The 20,012-nt window shown below is 64.3% G+C and carries 18 protein-coding genes; 13 read left to right on the top strand and 5 right to left on the bottom strand.

Annotated features, from left to right (window positions below; translation table 11 throughout):
• The first annotated feature begins 22 nt into the window (after positions 1-22).
• From P6U23_RS38210 to P6U23_RS38190, 5 genes are read left to right on the top strand one after another with little or no spacing between them, the layout of a single operon-like run.
• Positions 23-511: a chemotaxis protein CheW gene (locus P6U23_RS38210; RefSeq protein WP_407177432.1), complete on the top strand. Its 489-nt coding sequence runs from the start codon at positions 23-25 to the stop codon at positions 509-511.
• 17 nt (positions 512-528) lie between these two features.
• Positions 529-1,365, top strand: a complete 837-nt coding sequence (locus P6U23_RS38205; RefSeq protein ID WP_407181719.1) for a CheR family methyltransferase — start codon at positions 529-531, stop codon at positions 1,363-1,365.
• Between the two features lie 14 nt (positions 1,366-1,379).
• On the top strand, positions 1,380-2,474 hold the full coding sequence (locus P6U23_RS38200) for a chemotaxis response regulator protein-glutamate methylesterase (RefSeq protein ID WP_407177431.1): 1,095 nt from the start codon (positions 1,380-1,382) through the stop codon (positions 2,472-2,474).
• 8 nt (positions 2,475-2,482) lie between these two features.
• Complete coding sequence (locus P6U23_RS38195) at positions 2,483-4,210, top strand: chemotaxis protein (protein ID WP_407177430.1); 1,728 nt, start codon at positions 2,483-2,485, stop codon at positions 4,208-4,210.
• Positions 4,211-4,223: 13 nt separating this feature from the next.
• Positions 4,224-4,904 carry an alpha/beta family hydrolase gene (locus P6U23_RS38190; RefSeq protein ID WP_407177429.1) on the top strand — a complete coding sequence of 227 codons (681 nt, stop codon included), beginning with the start codon at positions 4,224-4,226 and terminating at the stop codon, positions 4,902-4,904.
• 38 nt (positions 4,905-4,942) lie between these two features.
• Here the strand turns inward: P6U23_RS38190 and P6U23_RS38185 are convergent, their stop codons facing one another.
• Complete coding sequence (locus P6U23_RS38185; RefSeq protein WP_407177428.1) at positions 4,943-5,917, bottom strand: ketopantoate reductase family protein; 975 nt, start codon at positions 5,915-5,917, stop codon at positions 4,943-4,945.
• Positions 5,918-6,093: 176 nt separating this feature from the next.
• Between P6U23_RS38185 and P6U23_RS38180 the strand changes: the two genes are divergently transcribed.
• From P6U23_RS38180 to P6U23_RS38155, 6 genes are all read left to right on the top strand, one after another.
• Positions 6,094-6,894 (top strand): enoyl-CoA hydratase-related protein, encoded by an 801-nt coding sequence (locus tag P6U23_RS38180; RefSeq protein ID WP_407177427.1) that lies wholly within the window; start codon positions 6,094-6,096, stop codon positions 6,892-6,894.
• 127 nt (positions 6,895-7,021) lie between these two features.
• On the top strand, positions 7,022-8,008 hold the full coding sequence (locus P6U23_RS38175) for a TRAP transporter substrate-binding protein (protein WP_407177426.1): 987 nt from the start codon (positions 7,022-7,024) through the stop codon (positions 8,006-8,008).
• Between the two features lie 17 nt (positions 8,009-8,025).
• Positions 8,026-10,056: a methyl-accepting chemotaxis protein gene (locus P6U23_RS38170; protein ID WP_407177425.1), complete on the top strand. Its 2,031-nt coding sequence runs from the start codon at positions 8,026-8,028 to the stop codon at positions 10,054-10,056.
• 496 nt (positions 10,057-10,552) lie between these two features.
• On the top strand, positions 10,553-11,557 hold the full coding sequence (locus P6U23_RS38165; RefSeq protein ID WP_407177424.1) for an ABC transporter substrate-binding protein: 1,005 nt from the start codon (positions 10,553-10,555) through the stop codon (positions 11,555-11,557).
• Positions 11,558-11,773: 216 nt separating this feature from the next.
• The gene (locus P6U23_RS38160; protein WP_407177423.1) at positions 11,774-12,547 is read left to right on the top strand and encodes an ABC transporter ATP-binding protein; all 774 of its coding nucleotides are present in this window, start codon (positions 11,774-11,776) and stop codon (positions 12,545-12,547) included.
• Positions 12,540-13,367, top strand: coding sequence for an ABC transporter permease (locus P6U23_RS38155; protein ID WP_407177422.1), 828 nt, complete (start codon positions 12,540-12,542; stop codon positions 13,365-13,367). Before P6U23_RS38160 ends, P6U23_RS38155 begins: the two co-directional genes overlap by 8 nt.
• Before the next feature lie 152 nt (positions 13,368-13,519).
• On the opposite strand, the gene gtdA is transcribed toward P6U23_RS38155, so the two are convergent.
• Positions 13,520-14,560 carry a gentisate 1,2-dioxygenase gene (gtdA, locus tag P6U23_RS38150; protein WP_407177421.1) on the bottom strand — a complete coding sequence of 347 codons (1,041 nt, stop codon included), beginning with the start codon at positions 14,558-14,560 and terminating at the stop codon, positions 13,520-13,522.
• 96 nt (positions 14,561-14,656) lie between these two features.
• Here gtdA and maiA point away from each other — a divergent pair, with 96 nt between their 5' ends.
• A complete protein-coding gene (gene maiA, locus P6U23_RS38145) occupies positions 14,657-15,289 on the top strand; it encodes a maleylacetoacetate isomerase (RefSeq protein WP_407177420.1) in 633 nt (210 codons plus the stop codon).
• Positions 15,279-15,788 carry a MarR family winged helix-turn-helix transcriptional regulator gene (locus P6U23_RS38140; protein WP_407177419.1) on the top strand — a complete coding sequence of 170 codons (510 nt, stop codon included), beginning with the start codon at positions 15,279-15,281 and terminating at the stop codon, positions 15,786-15,788. Before maiA ends, P6U23_RS38140 begins: the two co-directional genes overlap by 11 nt.
• A 203-nt stretch (positions 15,789-15,991) precedes the next feature.
• On the opposite strand, the gene P6U23_RS38135 is transcribed toward P6U23_RS38140, so the two are convergent.
• The 3 genes from P6U23_RS38135 to P6U23_RS38125 form a co-directional block, all read right to left on the bottom strand.
• Entirely contained in the window at positions 15,992-17,605 is a 1,614-nt protein-coding gene (locus P6U23_RS38135; RefSeq protein WP_407177418.1) for a benzoate-CoA ligase family protein, read from the bottom strand.
• On the bottom strand, positions 17,595-18,740 hold the full coding sequence (locus P6U23_RS38130) for an FAD-dependent monooxygenase (RefSeq protein ID WP_407177417.1): 1,146 nt from the start codon (positions 18,738-18,740) through the stop codon (positions 17,595-17,597). Before P6U23_RS38130 ends, P6U23_RS38135 begins: the two co-directional genes overlap by 11 nt.
• Before the next feature lie 134 nt (positions 18,741-18,874).
• Positions 18,875-19,780 carry a hypothetical protein gene (locus P6U23_RS38125; RefSeq protein WP_407177416.1) on the bottom strand — a complete coding sequence of 302 codons (906 nt, stop codon included), beginning with the start codon at positions 19,778-19,780 and terminating at the stop codon, positions 18,875-18,877.
• Between the last annotated feature and the right edge of the window lie 232 nt (positions 19,781-20,012).

Below are 20,012 nucleotides of genomic sequence, written 5' to 3'. Positions count from 1 at the left end.
AAAACCTCTCAAGGACGGCAACATGGCCGAAACAGCGCAATACCTAACGCTTGGTCTCGCAGGCGAGACGTTCGGCATCGGCATCCGCAATGTCCGCGAGATCCTGGACATGCGGCCGATCTCGAAGCTGCCCCACGCTCCGCACTTCCTGCTCGGCATGATCGACGTGCGCGGCAGCGGCTATCCGATCGTCGACTTGCGATTGAAGCTGGATCTGCCGAGCGTGCCGGCGACGGACGCCACCCGCATCATCATTCTCGACGTGCCGATCGGCGATCGCGTGGTCGGCGTCGGCTTCGTCGCGGATTGCGTCTACGAAGTCACCGACATCGACGAGAGCTCGATGGAGCCGGTACCGTCGGTCGGCGGGCGCTGGCAGTCCGATTACATCGCAGGCATCGGGCGCAAGGGCGACAAATTCGTCATCATCTTCGATCTCGCGCGCCTGATGGCGCATGAGGGCATGCCGGCAGCGCAGGAGACGCAGGTCGACGCGCCTGTCGCCGCGTGAGCGCCGTGGCTTTGAATATGCTGGAAAGTCCGCTGCACCTGTCCGACCGGCATTTCGGCATGATCGCCAAGCTGATCGAAGGGCAGGTCGGGATCAAGTTGCCGGCCGGCAAACGCCTGATGCTGGAGGGCCGGCTGCACAAGCGCGTCCGCGCGCTCAACTATGGCGGACTCAACGAATACGTCGAGACCTTGTTCGAAGCCGGTCAGCTCGACGACGAGCTCACGCATCTTATCGATGTCGTGACCACCAACAAGACCGACTTCTTTCGTGAGCCGTCGCACTTCACCTTCATGAGGGAGGTCGCCGTTCCCGAGCTCCTGAAGCCGCGGGGCCGCGGTGACCTGAAGATCTGGAGCGCGGCCTGCTCGACCGGAATGGAAGCCTACAGCACCGCCATGGTTCTCGACGACATGACGAGGACCGGCTCGCGATTCCAGTTTCGGATCCTGGGCACGGATATCTCGACGGCCGTGCTGCGCCTGGCCAAGACCGCGATCTACACGCGCGATACGCTGGAGCCGGTGCCTCCTGCCTTCATCAAGCGCTATTTTCTGTCGGCGAAGGATCGCGCGAGCGATGAGGTGCGTATCGTCCCGGAACTCCGCCGGCGCACGAATTTCATGCGCATGAACCTGATGGATTCCAAATATCCTGTCGATCGCGATGTCGACATCATCTTCTGCCGCAACGTATTGATCTATTTTGAACGGGAGACCCAGCGCAAAGTCGTCGAGCAGTTATGCGCGCATTTGAGGCCCGGAGGTTACCTGATGGTCGGGCACTCGGAATCGATGGTTCACAGCGTCGTGCCCGGGCTGAAGCAGGTTCAGCCGACGATCTTTCGGGTCTAGAACGGAGCACAGCCATGCTCAAAAAGAAAGTGCGTGTGCTGATCGTGGATGATTCGGCGTCAGTGCGCCAAATCCTCACGACGATCCTTTCGGAAGATCCCGACATCGAGATCATGGGGACCGCATCCGATCCCTATGCGGCGGCCCGCCGGCTGCAGAACGAACTGCCTGATGTCATTCTTCTCGACATTGAAATGCCGCGCATGGATGGCATCACATTTCTGCGCAAGATCATGGCGCAGCATCCGATCCCGGTGATCATCTGCTCCTCGCTGACGGAAGAGGGCTCGGACCTGATGTTCCAGGCGTTCGAGGCCGGTGCGGTGGATATCGTTCCCAAGCCGCGCATTGATACCCGCCAGGCGCTGCTTGAATCCTCGGGGCGGTTGCGCGACGCCGTCAAATCGGCGGCCCGCGCCCGCGTGCGGCCGCGGCTTGCGCGACGCGCGCCGGTGGAGAAGAAACTCACCGCTGACGCCATCATCCCGCCGCCTGTGCAGGGGCGGTCCCGCCCAGTGACCGAGCGCATCGTCTGTATCGGCGTGTCGACCGGCGGGACCGAGGCCTTGAACGACGTGCTCGAGGTGTTGCCATCCCATTGTCCCGGCATCCTGATCGTGCAGCACATGCCGCAGGGCTTTACCGCCGCCTTTGCGCGGCGGCTCAACGGCGTCTGCCAGATCAGCGTGAAGGAGGCGGAGGACGGCGAGCCGGTGCAGCCGGGCCACGCCTATATCGCGCCCGGGGCACGGCACATGCTGCTGCAACGGACCGGCTTGCGCTATCACATCGCGATCAAGGACGGACCGCCGGTATCGCGGCATCGGCCTTCCGCCGACGTGCTGTTCCGCTCGGCCGCGCAATATGCCGGCCGCAACGCGCTCGGCATTATCATGACCGGTATGGGGGACGACGGCGCGCGCGGGTTGCTTGAGATGCGCAAGCTGGGCGCGGCGACGCGCGCGCAGGATGAAGAGAGCTGCGTCGTGTTCGGCATGCCGAAAGAGGCGATCGCGTTGGGCGCGGCGGAAAAGGTTGTTTCGCTCAGCCAGATCCCGCGCGAGATCATGCTCTGGTACCAGGCGGGGCAGCCCGCCCTGATGGCTTGAGCCGAAGGATGTTGGCCCCTGTCCAGCCAGACGCGATCAACACAGCGATCCGATCGATCGAGGAAGTCTCCTCGCGCATCGAGGAGACTTTTGCCGAGGCAGGTCATCAGCTAGGTCGCGGGCACGCGATCTTTCAGAACTTGAATCAAGCCTTGAGCGCGTTGTCCGAAGAACTCTCCAGCGCGCAGATCGAGGGCGCCTCGGAAGCTCTTCGCGAGGTTGCAAAGCGGCTGAACGGACTGGCGGAGGCGCTGCCGGCGGAAAGTGCTCTGTTGGGTCGTCTCGGCAAGGCCGCCAACGAGGCTTCCGAGCTGCTCAAGCCGCTGTTCAAGGATGTGCAGATGATCTCGATCATCGCCCGCAGCGCCAAGATCGAAGCGGCCTCTCTGGCGCGGGATCGGGAGGGCTTTCTCGCCTTCACGCAGGAAGCCCACGAACTCGCCAGGGCAGTGCAGCAGTCGCTGGAAACATGCGCGCGCGATCAGGATCTGTTGTCCAAGGCGGTCGTCACCGCGCTCAACCGGCAAAAGGATTTTGAACAGCGCTATCAGGCGCAACTGCTTTCGGCGGGCGGCGATCTGATCTCCGCCTATTCCGGCATGCGGGAACAGCGCAACAAGAGCGTGCATCTGGCCGAGCTCGCAGGCGCAAGCACCAGGAAGATCGCCGAGGCGGTCGGGCGATCGATCATCTCGCTGCAGGCCGGCGACAGCGCGCGCCAGCGCCTGGAACATATCTGCCACGGGCTCGGCGTTGCCGACGATACGGCGCCGAGCCTGATGCCGCCGGCCGCCCCCGAGGCGTCAAATGCAGGCCTCCTCTGCCGCCTCCAGGCCATGCAGCTCAAGGACGCCCAGCGCGAATTGGAGCACGACATCGGCGAGATCGTGCGGGCTTTGTCGGCCATCCTCAGCGATGCGGTCGCCGTCGTCGGCCAGGGACGCTCGCTCTATGGCGGTGAGAGCAGCGATTCCGCGTCATTCCTGGCCCGCATCAAGGAGATCCTGGCACAGGCATCGACGCTGATCGCGACCTGTGAGGGCGCGGGCAAGTCCGTCGACGATGCCTTGACGGTGGTGGAGGATACGCTCGGCAAGTTTCGCAATGCCATCGCCGGACTGTCCGAAGCCGTCGTCGATATCACCCTGATCGGCATGAATGCCTCGCTTAGGGCCAGCCACCTCGGCAGCAAAGGCAACGCCTTTGTCGTGATTGCCAATGAACTCAAGGCGACCGCCGATCACGTCTCCATCGGCGCCGCGCGCCTCAAGCCCGCGCTGGACGGCATCGAGAAATCGGCGAACGAGCTCAGGGCGCTTCGCGTCCATGGCGATCCCGCGCAACTGGCCAACCTCGAACCGTCGATCCTGCATGCCTTGCGCGAAGTCGAAGCCGGCAACGCGCGGCTCGGCGGCCTGATCAGCCGGCTGGCCGAGGAGGGGGCGGAATTTGAAGGCCTGATGACCTCCGCCTCTCATCGAATGACTGAGCTCGGCAAGGGCGCCGCGTCCTTGCCGCGCGTGGCGACCCGGCTGGAAGCTGCCGCCATCACGGCACAGAAGGCGGCGCTCTCGGCGAGCGATGAAGCCGTCTTCGACGATCTCTTCGCCCGCTACACCATGGAGCGCGAGCGCGACGTACATCGCGACTTCTTGAAGGGTTTTGGCCTCACGCCCAAGGCGCCGGCGCGGGCTGCCAGTAGCAGTGAAGCCGACGACGGCGTGCTGTTGTTCTGATAGTTTGGGCTGCATGAACGAGCAGCTCACGATCGATGTCGGCAAGTCGGTCTGCGTCTCCGCGCTTCTTACGCGTCCGGCAGAGCCGCGCACCTGCTTCGTGTTTGCCCATGGCGCTGGCGCCGGCATGGCGCACTCCTTTATGGAAGCCGTCGCCGCGGGACTAGCCGCCCGTGGCATCGCGGCGCTGCGCTACCAGTTCCCCTATATGGAAAAGGGCAGCAAGCGGCCCGATCCGCCTGCGCTCGCGCAGGCGACCGTGCGCGCTGCGGTCGAAGCGGCGGTGGGCGCCTGTCCGGGCCTGCCGCTGATCGCGGGCGGCAAATCCTTCGGCGGGCGCATGACCTCGCAGGCGCAGGCGAAGAGCGCGCTGGCCGGCGTGGCCGGCTTGGCCTTCTTCGGCTTTCCGCTGCATCCGGCCGGCAAGCCGTCCGACGAGCGGGCGGCGCATCTTGCGGATGTTCACATCCCCATGCTGTTTCTGCAGGGCACCCGCGACAAGCTCGCGGAGCTCGACCTGCTCAGAGGCGTCGTCCAAGGGCTCGGCGCGCGCGCCTCGCTCCATCTCATCGAAGGCGCCGATCATTCCTTTCACGTCCCGGCACGTTCGGGGCGCAATGATGCCGAAGTGATGGATGAGGTGCTGGACGTGTTCGCCGAATGGACCAGGAAAATAACGCCGAAGCATGGTTGATGCGGCGACGAGACGAGCGACGACGTCGGGGCGATAACTCAGACCCCATACAGTCCCTTGTCCCGCGCCTTCTGAGTTGCGAGCGCCGCGAGCAGGTCGAACATGGGCGTCGATAGCCCCGCCGCTCTCGCAAAAGCGGCGGGCGCGCGCACCAGCGCATCGATTTCCATGGGGCGGCCGAGCTCGTAGTCCTGCAAGATGGACGGCTTGTGATTGGGCGCGGGTCCGCTTCGTGTCACGCGCTTGACATTGGGGATGTAGTTTTGCGCGATCTGGTTCGCTTCATCGAGCAGGCGCGGGATTACGTCCTGCATCGCCGGATCATCGCGCACCCCGCGTGCCGTCTGCCCGGTCAGAAGGCACAGCACCGATAGCGACATGTTGGTGAGAAGCTTCGACCAGATCGCCTCCCTGATCTCTCTCACGGGCGGCGACTCGATGGCCGCGGCCTCAAAGGTGTAGCGCAGCTCGGCGATACGCGCGCTGGCACGGTCGTCGCATTCGCCGATCAACAGGCGGTTGCGGTCGGGTGAGAGATTTTCGACCACGCCAGGCGCGATCACCTCGTTCGAGGAAAAGATCACGCCGCCAATGATCCGCTGTTTCGGGATCGCGGCACGCAGCCGTCCGCCCGCATCGAGAAAGGAAAGGTCGGGTGGCGGCGGATGATCCGGAGGCAGCCCAAGATCGTACCACCAGGGAATGCCGTTCTGCGCAAGCACGACCGCCGTGTCGTCCCCGAGCAAGGGGCGCAGTCCCTCGGCGAGGCTGCCGACGGCGGTTGCTTTCAGCGTGCTGATCACGAGATCCTGAGGCCCGAGTGCCGCCGGATCGTCCGAGGCGGTCACGCTTGCGCGAAGCTCGGCCTCGCCGACGTGCAGCACAAGGCCGTTCGTCCTCACCGCCTTTAGATGCGGCCCGCGCATGACGCAGGCAACGTCGTGGCCGGCGAGCGCGAGCCGCACCGCAAAATGACTGCCGACGGCGCCCGCGCCGAAAATGCATATCCGCATCGGGATGGAGTCCGCGCTTGATAATGTCGAGCCCAGTTTCCACGAAGCCAATCCGCGGCGCAACGGGTCGCAAGGCCGTGTGCCGACCCGGCGGCTTGCCGCCCCAGCCGAAATGCCACATGCTGCTCATAACGCTTCTCGGCGGAGTAGCGGCGGCCGTTTCGAAAGGATCAAGAATGTCTGACAGCCCGGTCTTGTGGAGCCTTGATGAGCGCGGGGTTGCAACTGTCACGTTGAACCGTCCCGAGGTGAATAATGCCTATGACGCCGGCCTCATTCAGGGCCTGCTCACGGCGATGGATGAGCTCGGCAAGCAGCCGCAGCTTCGGGTGGCGGTCCTGAAAGGCCATGGCAAGCATTTTCAGGTCGGCGCCGACCTGAAATGGATCAATGGCGTGAGAATGCAATCGCCCGCCGCCAACGAGGCGGCCTCGCAAGCGACCTTCGAAGCCGTGCAGCGGTTGAACAGGCTGCCCATCCCGACGGTGGCGCTGGTGCAAGGCGGATGTTTCGGTGGCGGCACCGGCGTGATTGCCGCCTGCGACATTGTCATCGCGGCTGACAACGCCGTGTTCTCGATCACGGAGGTTCGCTGGGGACTGACCGCTGCGATCATTATCCCGCAATTATGCGACGCGATCGGCGTCCGCCAGGTCCGCCGCTATGCGCTGACCGGCGAACGGTTCAGCGCGCAAGAAGCCCGCCGCATCGGTCTGGTGCACGAGGTGGTGCCGCTGGATGAGCTGGAGGCCGCTGGCGCCAAGGTTGTCGAGCAACTGCTCGCCAACGCCCCCGGCGCCCTGACGGAAACCAAGGCGCAGGCAATGGAAAGCTCGTTCGGCGGTATGGGCGTCGACGACGCGACCTATGCGCGCCTGGTGCGAATGCATGCGGCCAAGCGCCAGTCGGCGGAGGCAAAGGAGGGTCTTGCCTCCTTCGCCGAGAAACGCGCCGCCGATTGGCGGCATGGCCGCTGACATCGAGGCCGTCGGCCCGGTATCTGATTGGGCGCTTATCGATCGATGCAACCTGAACGGAGCCATCTTAAGACCTTAACCATAATTCTTTGCTAGGCCTGCGCCAAAGCCAACGCAGCGGTGGGTCATGCGCAGACAGATACGAGGGTTTTGGGTAGCTGGGTCAATGGTCGCAGCATCGGCGCTGCTATCGCTTCAGCCGCTGGTCGCTTCAACCCGGATGGTGTCGCTGGCCTTCAATTCACACCTGCAAAATCCGCAGCAGGTCGGCTCTGACACCTTGCGTCAAAAGCTGCAGGCGCTGGCCGGCAAGCGCATCATCCTCGATGAGCGCGTAGGCGGCGCACTCGGCAGCGAGAATGCCATTCTTGCCGCGACCCGCTCGGGTGCTGTCGATGTCGCGGTCCTCTCCGGCGGCGTGGTCAGCGGGGCCATTCCCGAAATGGGCGTGTTCGACATTCCCTTCCTATTTCGCGACGTCGCTCACGCCAAGGCCGTTATGCAAGGCCCGGTTGGTGCGGCGATCGCCGCCAAATTCGCCGATAAAGGGTTGGTGCTGCTGGCGCTTGGCAAGCAAGGCTTTCGCGACATCACCAACTCCAAGCGGCCGATCCGCTCGCCCGATGACCTCAAGGGCCTCAAATTCCGTGTGATCCCGAACCCGATCTATCAGATGACCTTCAAGGCGCTGGGCGCTGAAGTGGTACCGATGGAATTTCCGCTGGTCTATGCGGCGCTGAAGGACGGACGCCTTGACGGCCAGGAAAATCCGCCGTCGACCATGGCCGCCAGCCGGTTCAACGAAGTGCAGAAATACCTGACTCTCAGCGATCATTTCTTTGCGCCGATCGCCTTTGTCGCAAACCGGGCAATGTTCGAACAGCTCGATCCGAGCGATCAGGAGGCGCTGATCGCCGCCGCAAAGGCGGGAGCCGAGGCAACCTGGCAGTCACAGCTTGACGCGGAAAAGCTCGAACAACTGCGTCGCGCCGGCATGGATGTCATCGACAAGGTCGATCGCCAGCCTTTCATTGATGCGCTCAAGCCGCTCGAACCGGAGTTCGAGAAGCGCTTCGGCAAGGATCTGCTCGCCGCCATCCGGTCCACTCGTTAAGAAATTTCGGAAATCCAATGAAACTGTCCTCCATGCTGTCCTGGATCGGTATCCGTCCGCGGGTTTTCGGCGGCTTCGCGCTGGTCCTGAGCTTCCTCGTTCTTCTCGCCGGCTTTGCCATGGTTCAGGTCGAAGGGATCGGGGGGACCGTCAACGAGCTCATCACTAGCGCCGCCGGCGACGCCGGCATGTCGCAGGTGCGCGCCGCGCTGCTCAGCGCCAACGGCGCGGTGGAGAAATTCATTCGAACCGGCAATGTCGGCGACAAGGATGCCGCCACCAAGGCGATCGAAGGCGTCGGGCAACTCGCCGATCAGGTCGACCGGCAGTTCGGCAAGTTGCAAGCGATCGCCGATGGCGCGGGTCCAGTCCGAAGCGCGCTGGAAACCTATCGATCATCCTTTGCCGCTGCGGCGAGCGCCGTCGACCGGCTGCGCGCCGCCATGACCAAGGCCGACGCGCATGGCGCCGCCGCTGGGCTGGACGCCGGCGGCATCCAGGTCGCCCTCGCCAACCGGTCCGATCCGGAACGGCTGTTCCACCCCATGCGGCTGGCCGGCGCCGTCGACGCGGTGCGGATTTCGGTGATGCGCTATGGTGCGACGCTGTCGGACTCTGAGGCCGACGATGCCAAGATGACATTGCAATACGCGCAGGCCGCGATCGCCGACAGCGAATCCGAAATTGCCGCTGCGGGCGAGGCCAAGCTGAAGTCGCTGGTCACGGCGCTCAAGGCCGAGATCACAGCCGATACGGCTGCGTTGGACGAAGTGATCAAGGCTGCCGGTGATTTGCGCGCGAAGCAGGCCGATTTGGCAAAGGCCAGCGCGGCGATTGACGAGCAGGTCAACAAGATCAATCAGAAGCTCGGTGCGGTGCGCGCGGAACAAGGACAAAGGACCGCCGCAGCGGTCGAAGAGACGCGGCATACTGTGATCGTGAGCGCGGGCGGCGCGCTGGTTCTGGGCGCCCTGCTGGCTTGGCTGATCGGAGCCAGCGTCTCCGGCCCGATCCGCCGCATGACCGACCGGATGCAATCGCTCGCCGCGGGAGAACTCGAGGAGGCCATTCCCGGCGGCGAGTCGCGTGACGAGATCGGCCGCATGGCGCGCGCCGTCGAGGTGTTCCGCGAGAATGCGCTGGCGGTTCGCCGCATGGAGCAGGAAGCGGCAAGGCAGCGCGAGGCCGCCGAGGCGGATCGCGTCCGCATGATGGCCGAGCTCGCCGGTCGTTTCGAGCAGGGCATGCAAGGCGTCATCGCCGGCGTCGGCGGCCGCGCCCAGGACATGGGCAAAAGCGCCGAGGAGCTGGCACGGGTGGCCGAACGCGGTCGCGGGCTTGCCGAAGCGGTTGCCGGCCGCGCCGAGCAGGCCTCGGTGAACGTTCAGACCGTTGCGTCTGCGACCCAGGAACTCGCCGCCTCGATCCGCGAGATATCGAGCCAGGTGCAGCGCTCGGTCGCGGTCTCGAACCGGGCCACGCACGAGACGCAGCGGACCTCCGAACTGATCCACGGCCTGTCCAGCGCCGCGGAGAAGATCGGCACCATCGTTCAGCTCATCCAGGCGATCGCGAGCCAGACCAATCTACTCGCGCTGAACGCGACCATCGAAGCGGCGCGGGCCGGCGAGGCGGGGAAAGGCTTTGCGATCGTCGCGAGCGAGGTGAAGAATCTCGCCTCGCAGACCGCGCAGGCGACGGAGCAGATTGCCAGCCAGATCGCGACGATCCAGAGCGCCACGGGCGAAACCGTGGCGGCCATCACGCAATTCGGCGCGACGGTTCGCGAAATATCGGAGATCTCCACAGCGATCGCCTCGGCCGTGGAGCAGCAAGGCGCGGCGACCAGCGAAATCGCGCGCAATGTCGAGGAAGCGGCCAATGGCACGGCGGCCGTGACCCAGGAGATCGGCGACGTGCGCGCGGTGGCGGGGGAGACCGACGCCGGCGCCGAAGCCGCCCTTGCCGCAGCCGCGGCGCTGCAGCAGCAGGCGGTCTCGCTGAAGAGCAACGTCGACGATTTCCTGCATACGATCCGCGCGGCGTAGAGAGATCGGCGTTCTCGGCACTGATGCGGCGCCGCGCGTGCTTCTTGCGCGCGGGGGCGCGTGCTCGAACCGGCCGGGCCAGGTCATGATGCGCCCTGCATCCGGGAACCCGGACCGGCTTTGGCAGGCCATGCAAGAACCGGCGCGTCAGTTGCCGGTCGCCAATGTCTGCGCGGCGGCGCGGCGAGATGCGTCTGCCATGCCGGGCGTCGCCTCCGAACTGCTCCCGGCGATGTGATTCTCAAATTTCCGCCACTTCGCAAGGCGCGGCTTCAGCGGATCGCCGCGGCGAATCGGTGCCGCAGATGCCCGGCGCCTGCCTCGCCAGGGAGAGGCGCTATGGGCTCGCGCCAAGTCTATCACTTTCAGGCCATACGCTTCCGCGCGAGATTGCGCTAGAGAAGCTGCAGCAGGCGCTGGCGAGAGAAGGCGCTTTCATCGGGCGTGGCGAGGCGGCCCTCCCACTGCGTTAAGGTATTCGAACGGAGGAACCGGGATGAGGGGATTTGCGCGGGCTATGCTCGCTTTCTCTTTGGTGCTGGCAAGCACTAGCCTCGCAAGGGCCGAGGATGCGCTCAAGGCCATGATCGGGGTGTTACGGCTGTCATCATCCGCACCCGTCTTCATCGCGCAGGATAAGGGCTATTTCCGCGATGCCGGCTTGAACGTCGAATTGAAATTCTTCGATGCGGCGCAGCCAATCGCGGTCGCCACCACCTCCGGCGATGTCGATTTCGGCATCACCGCCTTCACGGCCGGGCTCTACAATCTGGCGGGCAAGGGCACGCTCAAGGTGATCGGCGGCATGAGCCGCGAGAGGAAAGGCTATCCCCTGATCGGCTATTTTGCCAGCAACAAGGCCTATGCCGCCGGCTTGAGGTCCCCGAAGGATCTCGCGGGCAAGCGCGTGGCCGTCACTCAGGTCGGCTCCAGCTTCCACTATTCGCTGGGGTTGCTCGCCGACAAATACGGCTTCAAGCTCTCCGATGTGAAGATCGTGCCATTGCAATCGCTATCGAACGCCGCGGCCGCGCTGAAGGGCGAGACGGCCGATGCGGCACTGTTGCCGGCCTCGACGGCGCGCAAGCTGATGGATGACGGCGGCGCCAAGCTCTTGGGCTGGGTCGGCGACGAGACGCCGTGGCAGCTAGGTGCCGTATTCGCCTCGCCCAAGACGCTGAATAACAAGCCGCTGGTGACGAAATTGCTAGCGGCGCTGGAGCGCGCCGACCGCGAATATCACGACGTGATCCTCACTTCCGTGAAGGACGGCGTCGCTCCGATCAATGAGCAGACCAAACCGCTGCTCGAGATCATCGCCAAATACACCAACCTGCCGCTCGATCAGGTGGTCGGCAATTGCGCCTATATCGATCCTGACGGCAAGCTCGACGTCAGGAACGTCGACAACCAGATCAAATGGCTGCAGGCGCAGGGTTTTGTCGACAAGGGATTCGATGTAGACGCGATCGTCGCCAAGGATTTCGTGAAAGCGGATTGAATGGAAGGAAGTATGGATCCCGCGCGCTCCCTTTATCTCCGTTATCCCGAGGAGGCCGCGAAGCGGCCGTCTCGAAGGATGCACGGCCCGGCCGCTGCAACGGGGGCCGTTCATCCTTCGAGGCTCGCGGAGCCTGTCATCGGGCCGCGCTTCGCGCGGACCCGGTGGCTCGTGCCTCAGGATGACGGAGCAGGCATGCCCGCATAGGTCGCATAGATGGACCTGATCGCCGACCATATCTCTCACCACTTCGGCGAGCTCGACGTGCTCGACGATGTCTCGTTCACCCTCGGCGCGGGCGAGGTGGTGGCGATTGTCGGCCCTTCCGGGTGCGGCAAGAGCACGCTGCTCTCGATTCTCGGCGGCTTGCTGCGGCCGGCGGCCGGCGCCGCCGAACTGCGCGGCGTGCCGCCCGCGGACAGTTTCAATCCGCTGACTTTCGTGTTTCAGGATTTTGCGCTGCTGCCATGGTGCACGGTGGAGGCCAATGTCGAATTTCCGCTGCTACATACGGCGCTTTCCGCTGGCGAGCGCCGCGCGCTCGTCGATGATGCGTTGCGTCGCACGGGCTTGTCCGATTTCCGCGCGACCTACCCAAAACAATTGTCGGGCGGCATGCGCCAGCGCGTCGGCATTGCACGTGCGCTGGCGGTGCGGCCGGCGATCCTGCTGATGGACGAGCCGCTGTCGGCGCTGGACTCGCAGACACGCGAACTGTTGATGGAGGATTTCATCCGCCTGCTCGCGGACGGCACCATGGGCGCGATCTATGTCACGCATAATCTGGAGGAAGCCGTGCGGCTCGCCGACCGCATCGTGGTGCTGTCGCGCCGCCCGGGCCGGATCCGCAAGGTTGTCAATATTCCGATGACACGCAGCGAGCGCGGCGGTGCCGAGGCCCGTGGCAAGCTGCTGGCACTGCAGACGGGGTTGTGGTCGCTGATCCGCAACGAAGCCATCGATGCGGAGCGCGAGGTGCAGAATGCTTAAACGCACCACAGCACGGGCTTCGGAAGACGCCAAGACCGGGACGCGACTGGTGGAATTCCGCGGCGCCGGATTCGTGCCGGGGACGAGCCGGTACAGCGGCTGGATCGCCCTGCTGGTGGTGATCGGGATCTGGCAGCTCGCGGGCGCCGCGGGTCTCGTCAACCCGCTGTTCCTGCCGACCCCATTCGCCATCTGTCGCGCGCTCTCACAGCTCGTGCTCTCCGGCGCGCTCTGGCATCATTTGGGTTATTCGGTGATGCGGATCGGGACGGGTTGGCTGCTCGGCACTGCCGCAGGCATCGCCGTCGGATTTGCGATCGGGCTGTCGACGCTCGCACGCAGTCTCGGCATCACCTTCATCTCCGCGCTGTTTCCGATCCCGAAGATCGCGCTGTTGCCGCTCTTGATCCTGTGGCTCGGGATCGGCGAGGAGCCCAAGATCGCAACCATTGCGTTGGGCGTGTTCTTCTCCACCGCGATATCGGTTTATAGCGGCGTCGATGCCGTGCCGCGCAACCTGATCCGGATGGCCCAGAGCTTCAATGTGCCGTTTGCGACCATCGTGCGCCGGGTGATCTGGCCGGGCGCGCTGCCCTCGATTCTCGCGGGCTTCCGCATCACCGCCTCCATCGCGCTGTTGCTTGTGGTGAGCGCGGAGATGATCGGCGCCGATTATGGCATCGGCGCCTTCGTGCTGCAGGCCGGCAATCTGATGCAGACGGATCAGTTGCTGGCCGGTGTGGTGGTTTTGTCGGTGTTCGGGCTGGCGGTGGGTAAGCTGATCGGCCTGTTGGAGGCGCGGCTGCTGCATTGGCGGTAGTTGTCGTCCCGGACAAGCGAGTGGAGCGAGCGCAGATCCGGGACCCATACCGCGGAATCTTCGAAAGAGGCACAGCGGTTGTTGTCCTTCGCCAAACAACGGCCTGTGGTTATGGGTCCCGGCTCGCGCTTCGCTTGGCCGGGGCGACAGCCTTAGGCATTCCCGCGATCTTCCCGGAACAGATCCAGCTTCTGCTGCACCGGGCGGTCGGAGAAGGAAAACAGCACCGCGTCCTCATCGGCTTCATGCGTTACCCAGTGCCAGCTCGGTACCACGAAGAGGTCGCGCGGGCCCCACTCGAACGTCTGTTCGCCGACCCGCGTGCGTCCCTTGCCTTCGATCGCGGTGAACACGGTGGCATCGGTCGAGCGATAGCGGGCGGTCGTAAAACCCTTCGGCAGGAGCTGGATGAAGGTGCCGATGGTCGGCATCGCGAAATCGCCGGTCTCGGGATTGGAAAATTTCAGCTTCAGCCCGTGGCAGGCGTCCCATTCGCCGCGCTTCTTCGCCTGCTCCAGCGCTTGGCGGGTATAGCTGTAGGGATAATTGAAGATCGGCGAGGTCTTTGAGCTTCGCTTCTCGTCGACCGGCAACAGGTTACGGCCATAGCGCGCAAAACTATCGCCGGCCGGTTTTGTGATCTGCTGCCGGTCCTCGCTCGCGCCTTCGGCGAACGAAGCGTCAAAGAACTGCACCATGGGAATGTCGAGCCCGTCGAGCCAGAACATCGGCTCGCTGGTGTCGTTGCCGTGGTCGTGCCAGGTCATCGACGGCGTGATGACGAAATCGCCGGGCTCCATCAGCGTTTTTTCGCCATCGACCGCGGTGAATGCACCCTTGCCCTCGAGGATGAAGCGGAGCGCCGACTGGCTGTGCCGGTGGGCGGGCGCGACATCGCCGGGGATGACCATCTGAATGCCGGCAAACAAGGACGTGGTGACCTTGGACTGCCCGCGCAGGCCCGGATTTTCCAGGATCAGCACCCGCCGCTCCGCCTCTTTCGCGGTGATCAGCTTGCCTGCCTCCATCATGTAGCTGCGGATGGCGTCGAATTTCCACAAATGCGGGCGGCAGGCGCTCTTCGGCTCGGGCGTGATCAGATCGCCCATCACGTTCCAGAGCGCGGAAAGATTCTCGCCGTCGATCTTTTTGTAGAACGCCTCGCGTTCCGGCGTTTTCGCCACGGCTTCCATGGCCGGCCTCCCGATCTTGTTTGCTTCACTTGATTGACAGCATACTGACAATGTAGGTTGCGTCAATTGCAACCATAATTCGTGAGGGAGGTTCCGATGAGGCTGCATGGCTATTTCCGCAGCAGCGCGGCCTACCGGGTCAGGATAGCCCTGAACCTGAAGGGCTTGAGCGCGGAGCACTTGCCCCATCATTTGCGCAAGGGCGAGCAACGGGCGCCCGCTTACCTCGCGCTCAATCCGCAAGGCCTCGTGCCCACGCTGGAGTGTGACGCGGGCGAAATCCTCACGCAGTCGCTCGCGATCGTCGAATGGCTGGAGGAGACCCATCCCCAGCCGCCGCTCCTGCCCAAGGATCCGCTGCGCCGCGCAAAGATCCGCGCGTTCTCGCAGGCCATCGCCTGCGATATCCATCCGGTGCAGAACCTGAAGGTGCTGGCGCGTTTGCGGCAGCTTGGGCTTGCCGAAGAGAAGGTCAAGGAATGGGCGGCCTGGGCCAACCGTGAGGGCCTCGCCGCATGCGAAAAGCTGATCGCGGCCGAGCCAGGTCCGTTCTGCTTCGGCGCCTCGCCCACGATGGCCGACCTCTGCCTGGTCCCGCAACTTGCCAACGCACGGCGGTTCGGCGTGGATGTCTCCGCCTTTCCGCGCCTGCTCCAGGCCGAGGCCGCGGCAAAGGCGCTGCCCGCCTTCGCCGATGCCGCACCGGAGCGTCAGAGCGATGCCGAGTAAGCCGACACCGCTCACGATGGACGCGGTCTACACCAAGCCCGGCTATCTGTTCCGACGGATGCAACAGATCGCGGTCGCGATCTTCGTCGAGGAATGCAAGACGTTCGAGACCACGCCCGTGCAATATGCCGCGCTGGTCGCGATCCAGACCCATCCCGGCATCGACGCCACCAGGCTCTCTGCGGTGATCGCCTTCGATCGCTCCACCCTCGGCAGTGTGATCGAGCGCCTGGAGGCGAAAGGCCTGATCGAGCGCAAGCCGGCCAGCCACGACAAACGCGTCAAGCTGCTTTACCTGACGCGCGCCGGCGCAAAGCTGCTCCGCGACATCATGCCTTCGGTCGACCGCGCGCAGGCGCGGATGTTGCAGCCGCTCAAACCCGCCGACCGCAAGGTGCTCATGGGGCTGCTGGCGCAGCTCGTCGACCTCAACAACGAAGCGTCGCGGGTGCCCTTGCGCGCCGAAGATGCGCTGGAACATTTGGGGAGGGCGGGGTGAGGAGTCCTGGCTTTGTATTGGGACAAGCGGCGTCGAATATACTGCCGTCGTCCCGGCCAAGCGGAGCGCAGAGCCGGGACCCATAACCCGAGGGAGTGGTTTGGCGCGACGCTGTAACGGCCATTCGGGTCAATAACCGAAGCCTGTGGTTATGGGTCCTGACTTTCGCCAGGACGACACCGAATGTGGTGCGGCGTTGCGCCCTACATCCGCATCACGGCCTGGCGGTCGATCTTCCCTGTTCCCGTCTTCGGCAGCTCGTTCAAAAACTTGATCTCGCGCGGATATTTATAGGGCAGCAGCTTTGCCTTGACGTAATCCTGCAGCCGCTTGATTGCCTCGGCTTCGTCGTAGCCGCGGACGTTCATCACCACCGCCGCCTTCAAGGTCATGCGACGGTCCGGCAGCTCGGCCGCGAACACGGCGCATTCGCGCACATCGGGATGTTCGGCGAGACACAGCTCGACCTCGAGCGGATAGACCCATTGGCCGGAAATCTTGATCAGGTCATCGGCGCGGCCGCGGAAGAAGTGGAAGCCTTCGCTGTCGCGGACGAAGCGGTCGCCGGTGTAAATCCAACCCCCTTCGCGGATAGTCTCCGCGGTCTTGTCCGGCCTATTCCAGTACAGCGGCGTGTTCGAGTCGCCGCGCACCCATAAAATTCCTTCCTCGTTATCGCCGACCTCGCGGCCATTCTTGTCCCTCAGCGCGATCTCATAACCGGGTACGCGCAGTCCCGCCGCGCCCGCCTTCTTCCGGTCTGTCCGGTTGCAGAGATAGATGTGGAGCACCTCGGTCGACCCCAACCCTTCGATGATCTCGAGGCCGGTCAGCGCCTTCCAGCCGTTGAAGACCTCGCTCGAGAGCACCTCGGCGGCGGAGATCGCCATGCGCAGCGAGGAGAAGTCGGCCTTGGCGGCGCCGTCCGCCTTGGTGAGCGAGGTGTAGAGCGTCGGCAGTCCGAAGAACACGGTGGGCCGAAAACGCCCGATCGCCTCGAAGATCGCGGCGGGCTTGGGTTGCCCAGGCAGCAGCAGCGTTGCCGCGCCTGCGCAGAACGGAAAGGTGATGGCGTTGCCAAAGCCGTAGGCGAAGAAGATCTTCGGCACGGAAAAGCAGACGTCGTTCGGTTTGAGTCGCAGCACGTTGCGTGCAAACGCGGCGTCACTGTAAGCCATGTCGTGCTGCAGATGCACGATGCCCTTGGGCCTGCCGGTCGAGCCGGAGGAGTACATCCAGAACGCCATCTCGTTGCGATGAGTATCGGCTTCCGAAAGCTCGGTGGGAAACTGCTTCAGCCACGGCTCGGCGGCGATCGCATTCGGCGCGGCATGCTCGCCGATGGCGCCGTTGACCACGATCAGCGTGCGCAAGCCGGTGTCGCGGCAGGCCTCATTATTGAAGCGCGGTGCAAATTCCGCGTCCACCACGGCGACCGCCGCACCGGAATCGGCGAGGTAGAACTGCAGGAGATCCGGTGGCGTCAACGTGTTGATCAGGAGCGGTACGAAGCCCGCGCGCACGGCGCCGAAAAAGGCCGCAGGATAGGCGGGAGTGTCGTCGAGGAACAGCAGGACGCGGTCGCCGCGCTTTAGTCCCAGTGAGAGAAAACCATGTCCCCACCGTGCGGCATCCGCGCAGAGGTCGGCATAGGTCCGCTGCCCCGCGGGGCCGGTCAGCGCGAGGGCGTCGCCCCGGCCTTTGGCCAGGCTGTCAAAGAGAATGCGGCTCGCATTGTAGCGGGCGGGAATCGCAAAGCCGATCTCGCGCGCACCAGGGGCGTCGCACGGCACCTGGTCCTTGATCTCAAGCGTCATGGCGCACTCCCGTTCGCTTCTCCGCCTCGTAAGCCGCCATAAAGCGCGGCGCCATTGCGCGCAGCCGAGCCTCGTCGATCCGGCCCGAACGGGTGATGTAGCTATGGGCAAAGTCCATCGGATCGAGCTTCATGTGCGCGGGGAACTGCTCGTACCAATCCGCGCTGGTACGTGCTGCCGTGACGAGCTTTTTCACGATCGGTTTGCGCTCGCCTTGGTAGCGCGCGAGTGCGGTCGAGACGTGCGCTTCCGCGTCGAGCGCCTTCGCGAGCGCGATGGCATCCTCGATCGCCAGACGCGTCCCCGAGCCGATGGAAAAATGCGCTGTGTGCAGGGCATCGCCAATCAACACCATGTTCTTGTAGAACCAGCGCTCATTCCAGACCCACGGAAAGTTGCGCCACATCGACTTGTTCGAGATCAAGAGCCCGCCACCGAGCGTTTCGGCAAATATCTCTTCGCAGATGGCTTTGGACTGTTCCGCATCCTTGTAGGCGAAGCCGTAGGCCTGCCAGGTCGCGTGATCGCACTCGACCAGGAACGTGCTCATGTCGGGCGCGTAGCGGTAGTGATGGGCATTAAAGGCGCCGCGCTCGGTCTTCACGAACGTCTGCGACAGCGTCTCGAATCTTTTTGTGGTGCCATACCAGGCGAATTTGTTGGTCGAGTAGGAAATGGAGAAACCGAAATCGCCTTCGAAGGCCCGGCGCACCAGCGAATTCAGCCCGTCCGCGGCGACGATCAGGTCATAGCTTTGCAGGCGATCGAGGGATTGGATCTGCGTCTCGAAATGCATCGTAACGCCGACCGCGCGGGCGCGCGCCTGCAGGACGGTCAGGAGCTTCAATCGCCCGATCGAGGAGAAGCCGACGCCATCGATCTCCACGCTCTGCCCCCGCAGAGTCAGCGTGATGTTGTTCCAGCTCTCCATTTGCGGCGCGATCGCGTCCACGGTGTCTGGATCGTCGGCACGCAAGAATTCCAGCGCCTGCTCGGAGAACACGACGCCAAAGCCCCAGGTGGCATTGGCAGCGTTCTGCTCAAACAGATCGACCAGCGCCTCGGGATGATGCTTCTTCCAGAGATAGGCGAAATACAGCCCACCCGGGCCGCCGCCGATCACGGCAATGCGCACGCGCTTCCTCCAATTGACAGTATACTTACAATTTTGCCTAGAATAATCGCGACGCGGCGAGCGCGCCAGCGAAATTATTCGTCGGATCTCGCCGACAAAAGGGGCGGTGTTCCCGCCCGATCCCAATACCCGCGCTACCGCGCGGCAAATCGCGCGAGAACGCCCTTGCAGGCGGGCGACAGCGACGGTGCGTTTGCCGCCAGGCATTGCAGGACGCGGCCGCCGCCGGGGTCGACGCCGGCGCAGAGCGTGCGCACATCCGCGCCGCAGGCCGAGCGCATCACGAACACCACCTCGCGCGGTCGCATCGGCCGCAGGGCCATCGCGCTCGGGGCAGCCGGTGCCGCGGCGGGGGCCGCAGCCGGAGCCGGGCTGACATTGGCCGTTGCCGCTGGCGCGCCGCCGCTCGCCCCCTCGAGCGCCTGTTGGCAGCCGGGTGAGACCGCGGCCTTGTTCTTTTCCAGGCATTGCAGGGCGGCTGCGCCGCCGGTCGGCACGCCCGCGCATACGTTTGGATAATCGCCGCGGCAGGCGCTGCGGACGGCGCCAATTTGCGCGCTCGACGGCTTCTTCGCCGTTGTCACCGCCGTCTTCGCGGCAGGCTGAGCGGCCGGTTGTGTGGCGGTCGCAGGGGCCGGCTCGGCCTTAGTCTCCGCGGCGGGCGGTGCTGCTGTGTCCGGCTTGGCCTCGGCACTCGGCTCGGGCTTTGCTTCAGACTTCGCGTCTGAAGACTTTGCGTCTACAGACTTTGCGTCCGACCTTGCTTCAGACTTGGCCGCAGACGGCGCTGCGACCGCGCGCAAGGCTGACTGGCAGCCGGGCCCAAGACTTGCGACGTTCTTCTGCAGGCATTGCAGCGATGCCGCGCCGCCCGGCGGAACGCTCGCGCAATGCGCGATGTAGTCGGATCGGCACTGGGTTTTGATCGCGCTGCGCTGCGCCGCGGTCGGCGCCTGCGCCAATGCCCCCGATGCGAGAATGGAAAATGCTGCTGACAGCAAGGCGCCAAGCGCTGCCGCACTCTCGGACCTCTTGGTCATGCAATCGATCCTTCTCGATATCGCTTTTTGTATCGCTATGCGCGTTCGTATTGCTTCGTGCCGCCGCTGCAGGCGAAAATATCGAATGACTTAGGTCTTCAAAATCTGGACTGCGGCATGATCCGCCGCTTTCCCTTCCGCTTCAAGCGGAATGTGCGGACGATGCGATGCAAAATTTGCGTCGGAGCACATCACGTGCGTCCCGCAATCCTCCCGGCGCGTGCAGCGTGAT

The organism is Bradyrhizobium sp. STM 3562 (assembly GCF_045571435.1).
Taxonomy (GTDB): Bacteria; Pseudomonadota; Alphaproteobacteria; order Rhizobiales; family Xanthobacteraceae; genus Bradyrhizobium.
The sequence above is the reverse complement of the archived record's forward strand: the minus strand, read 5'-3'. Positions and strand labels throughout refer to the sequence as shown.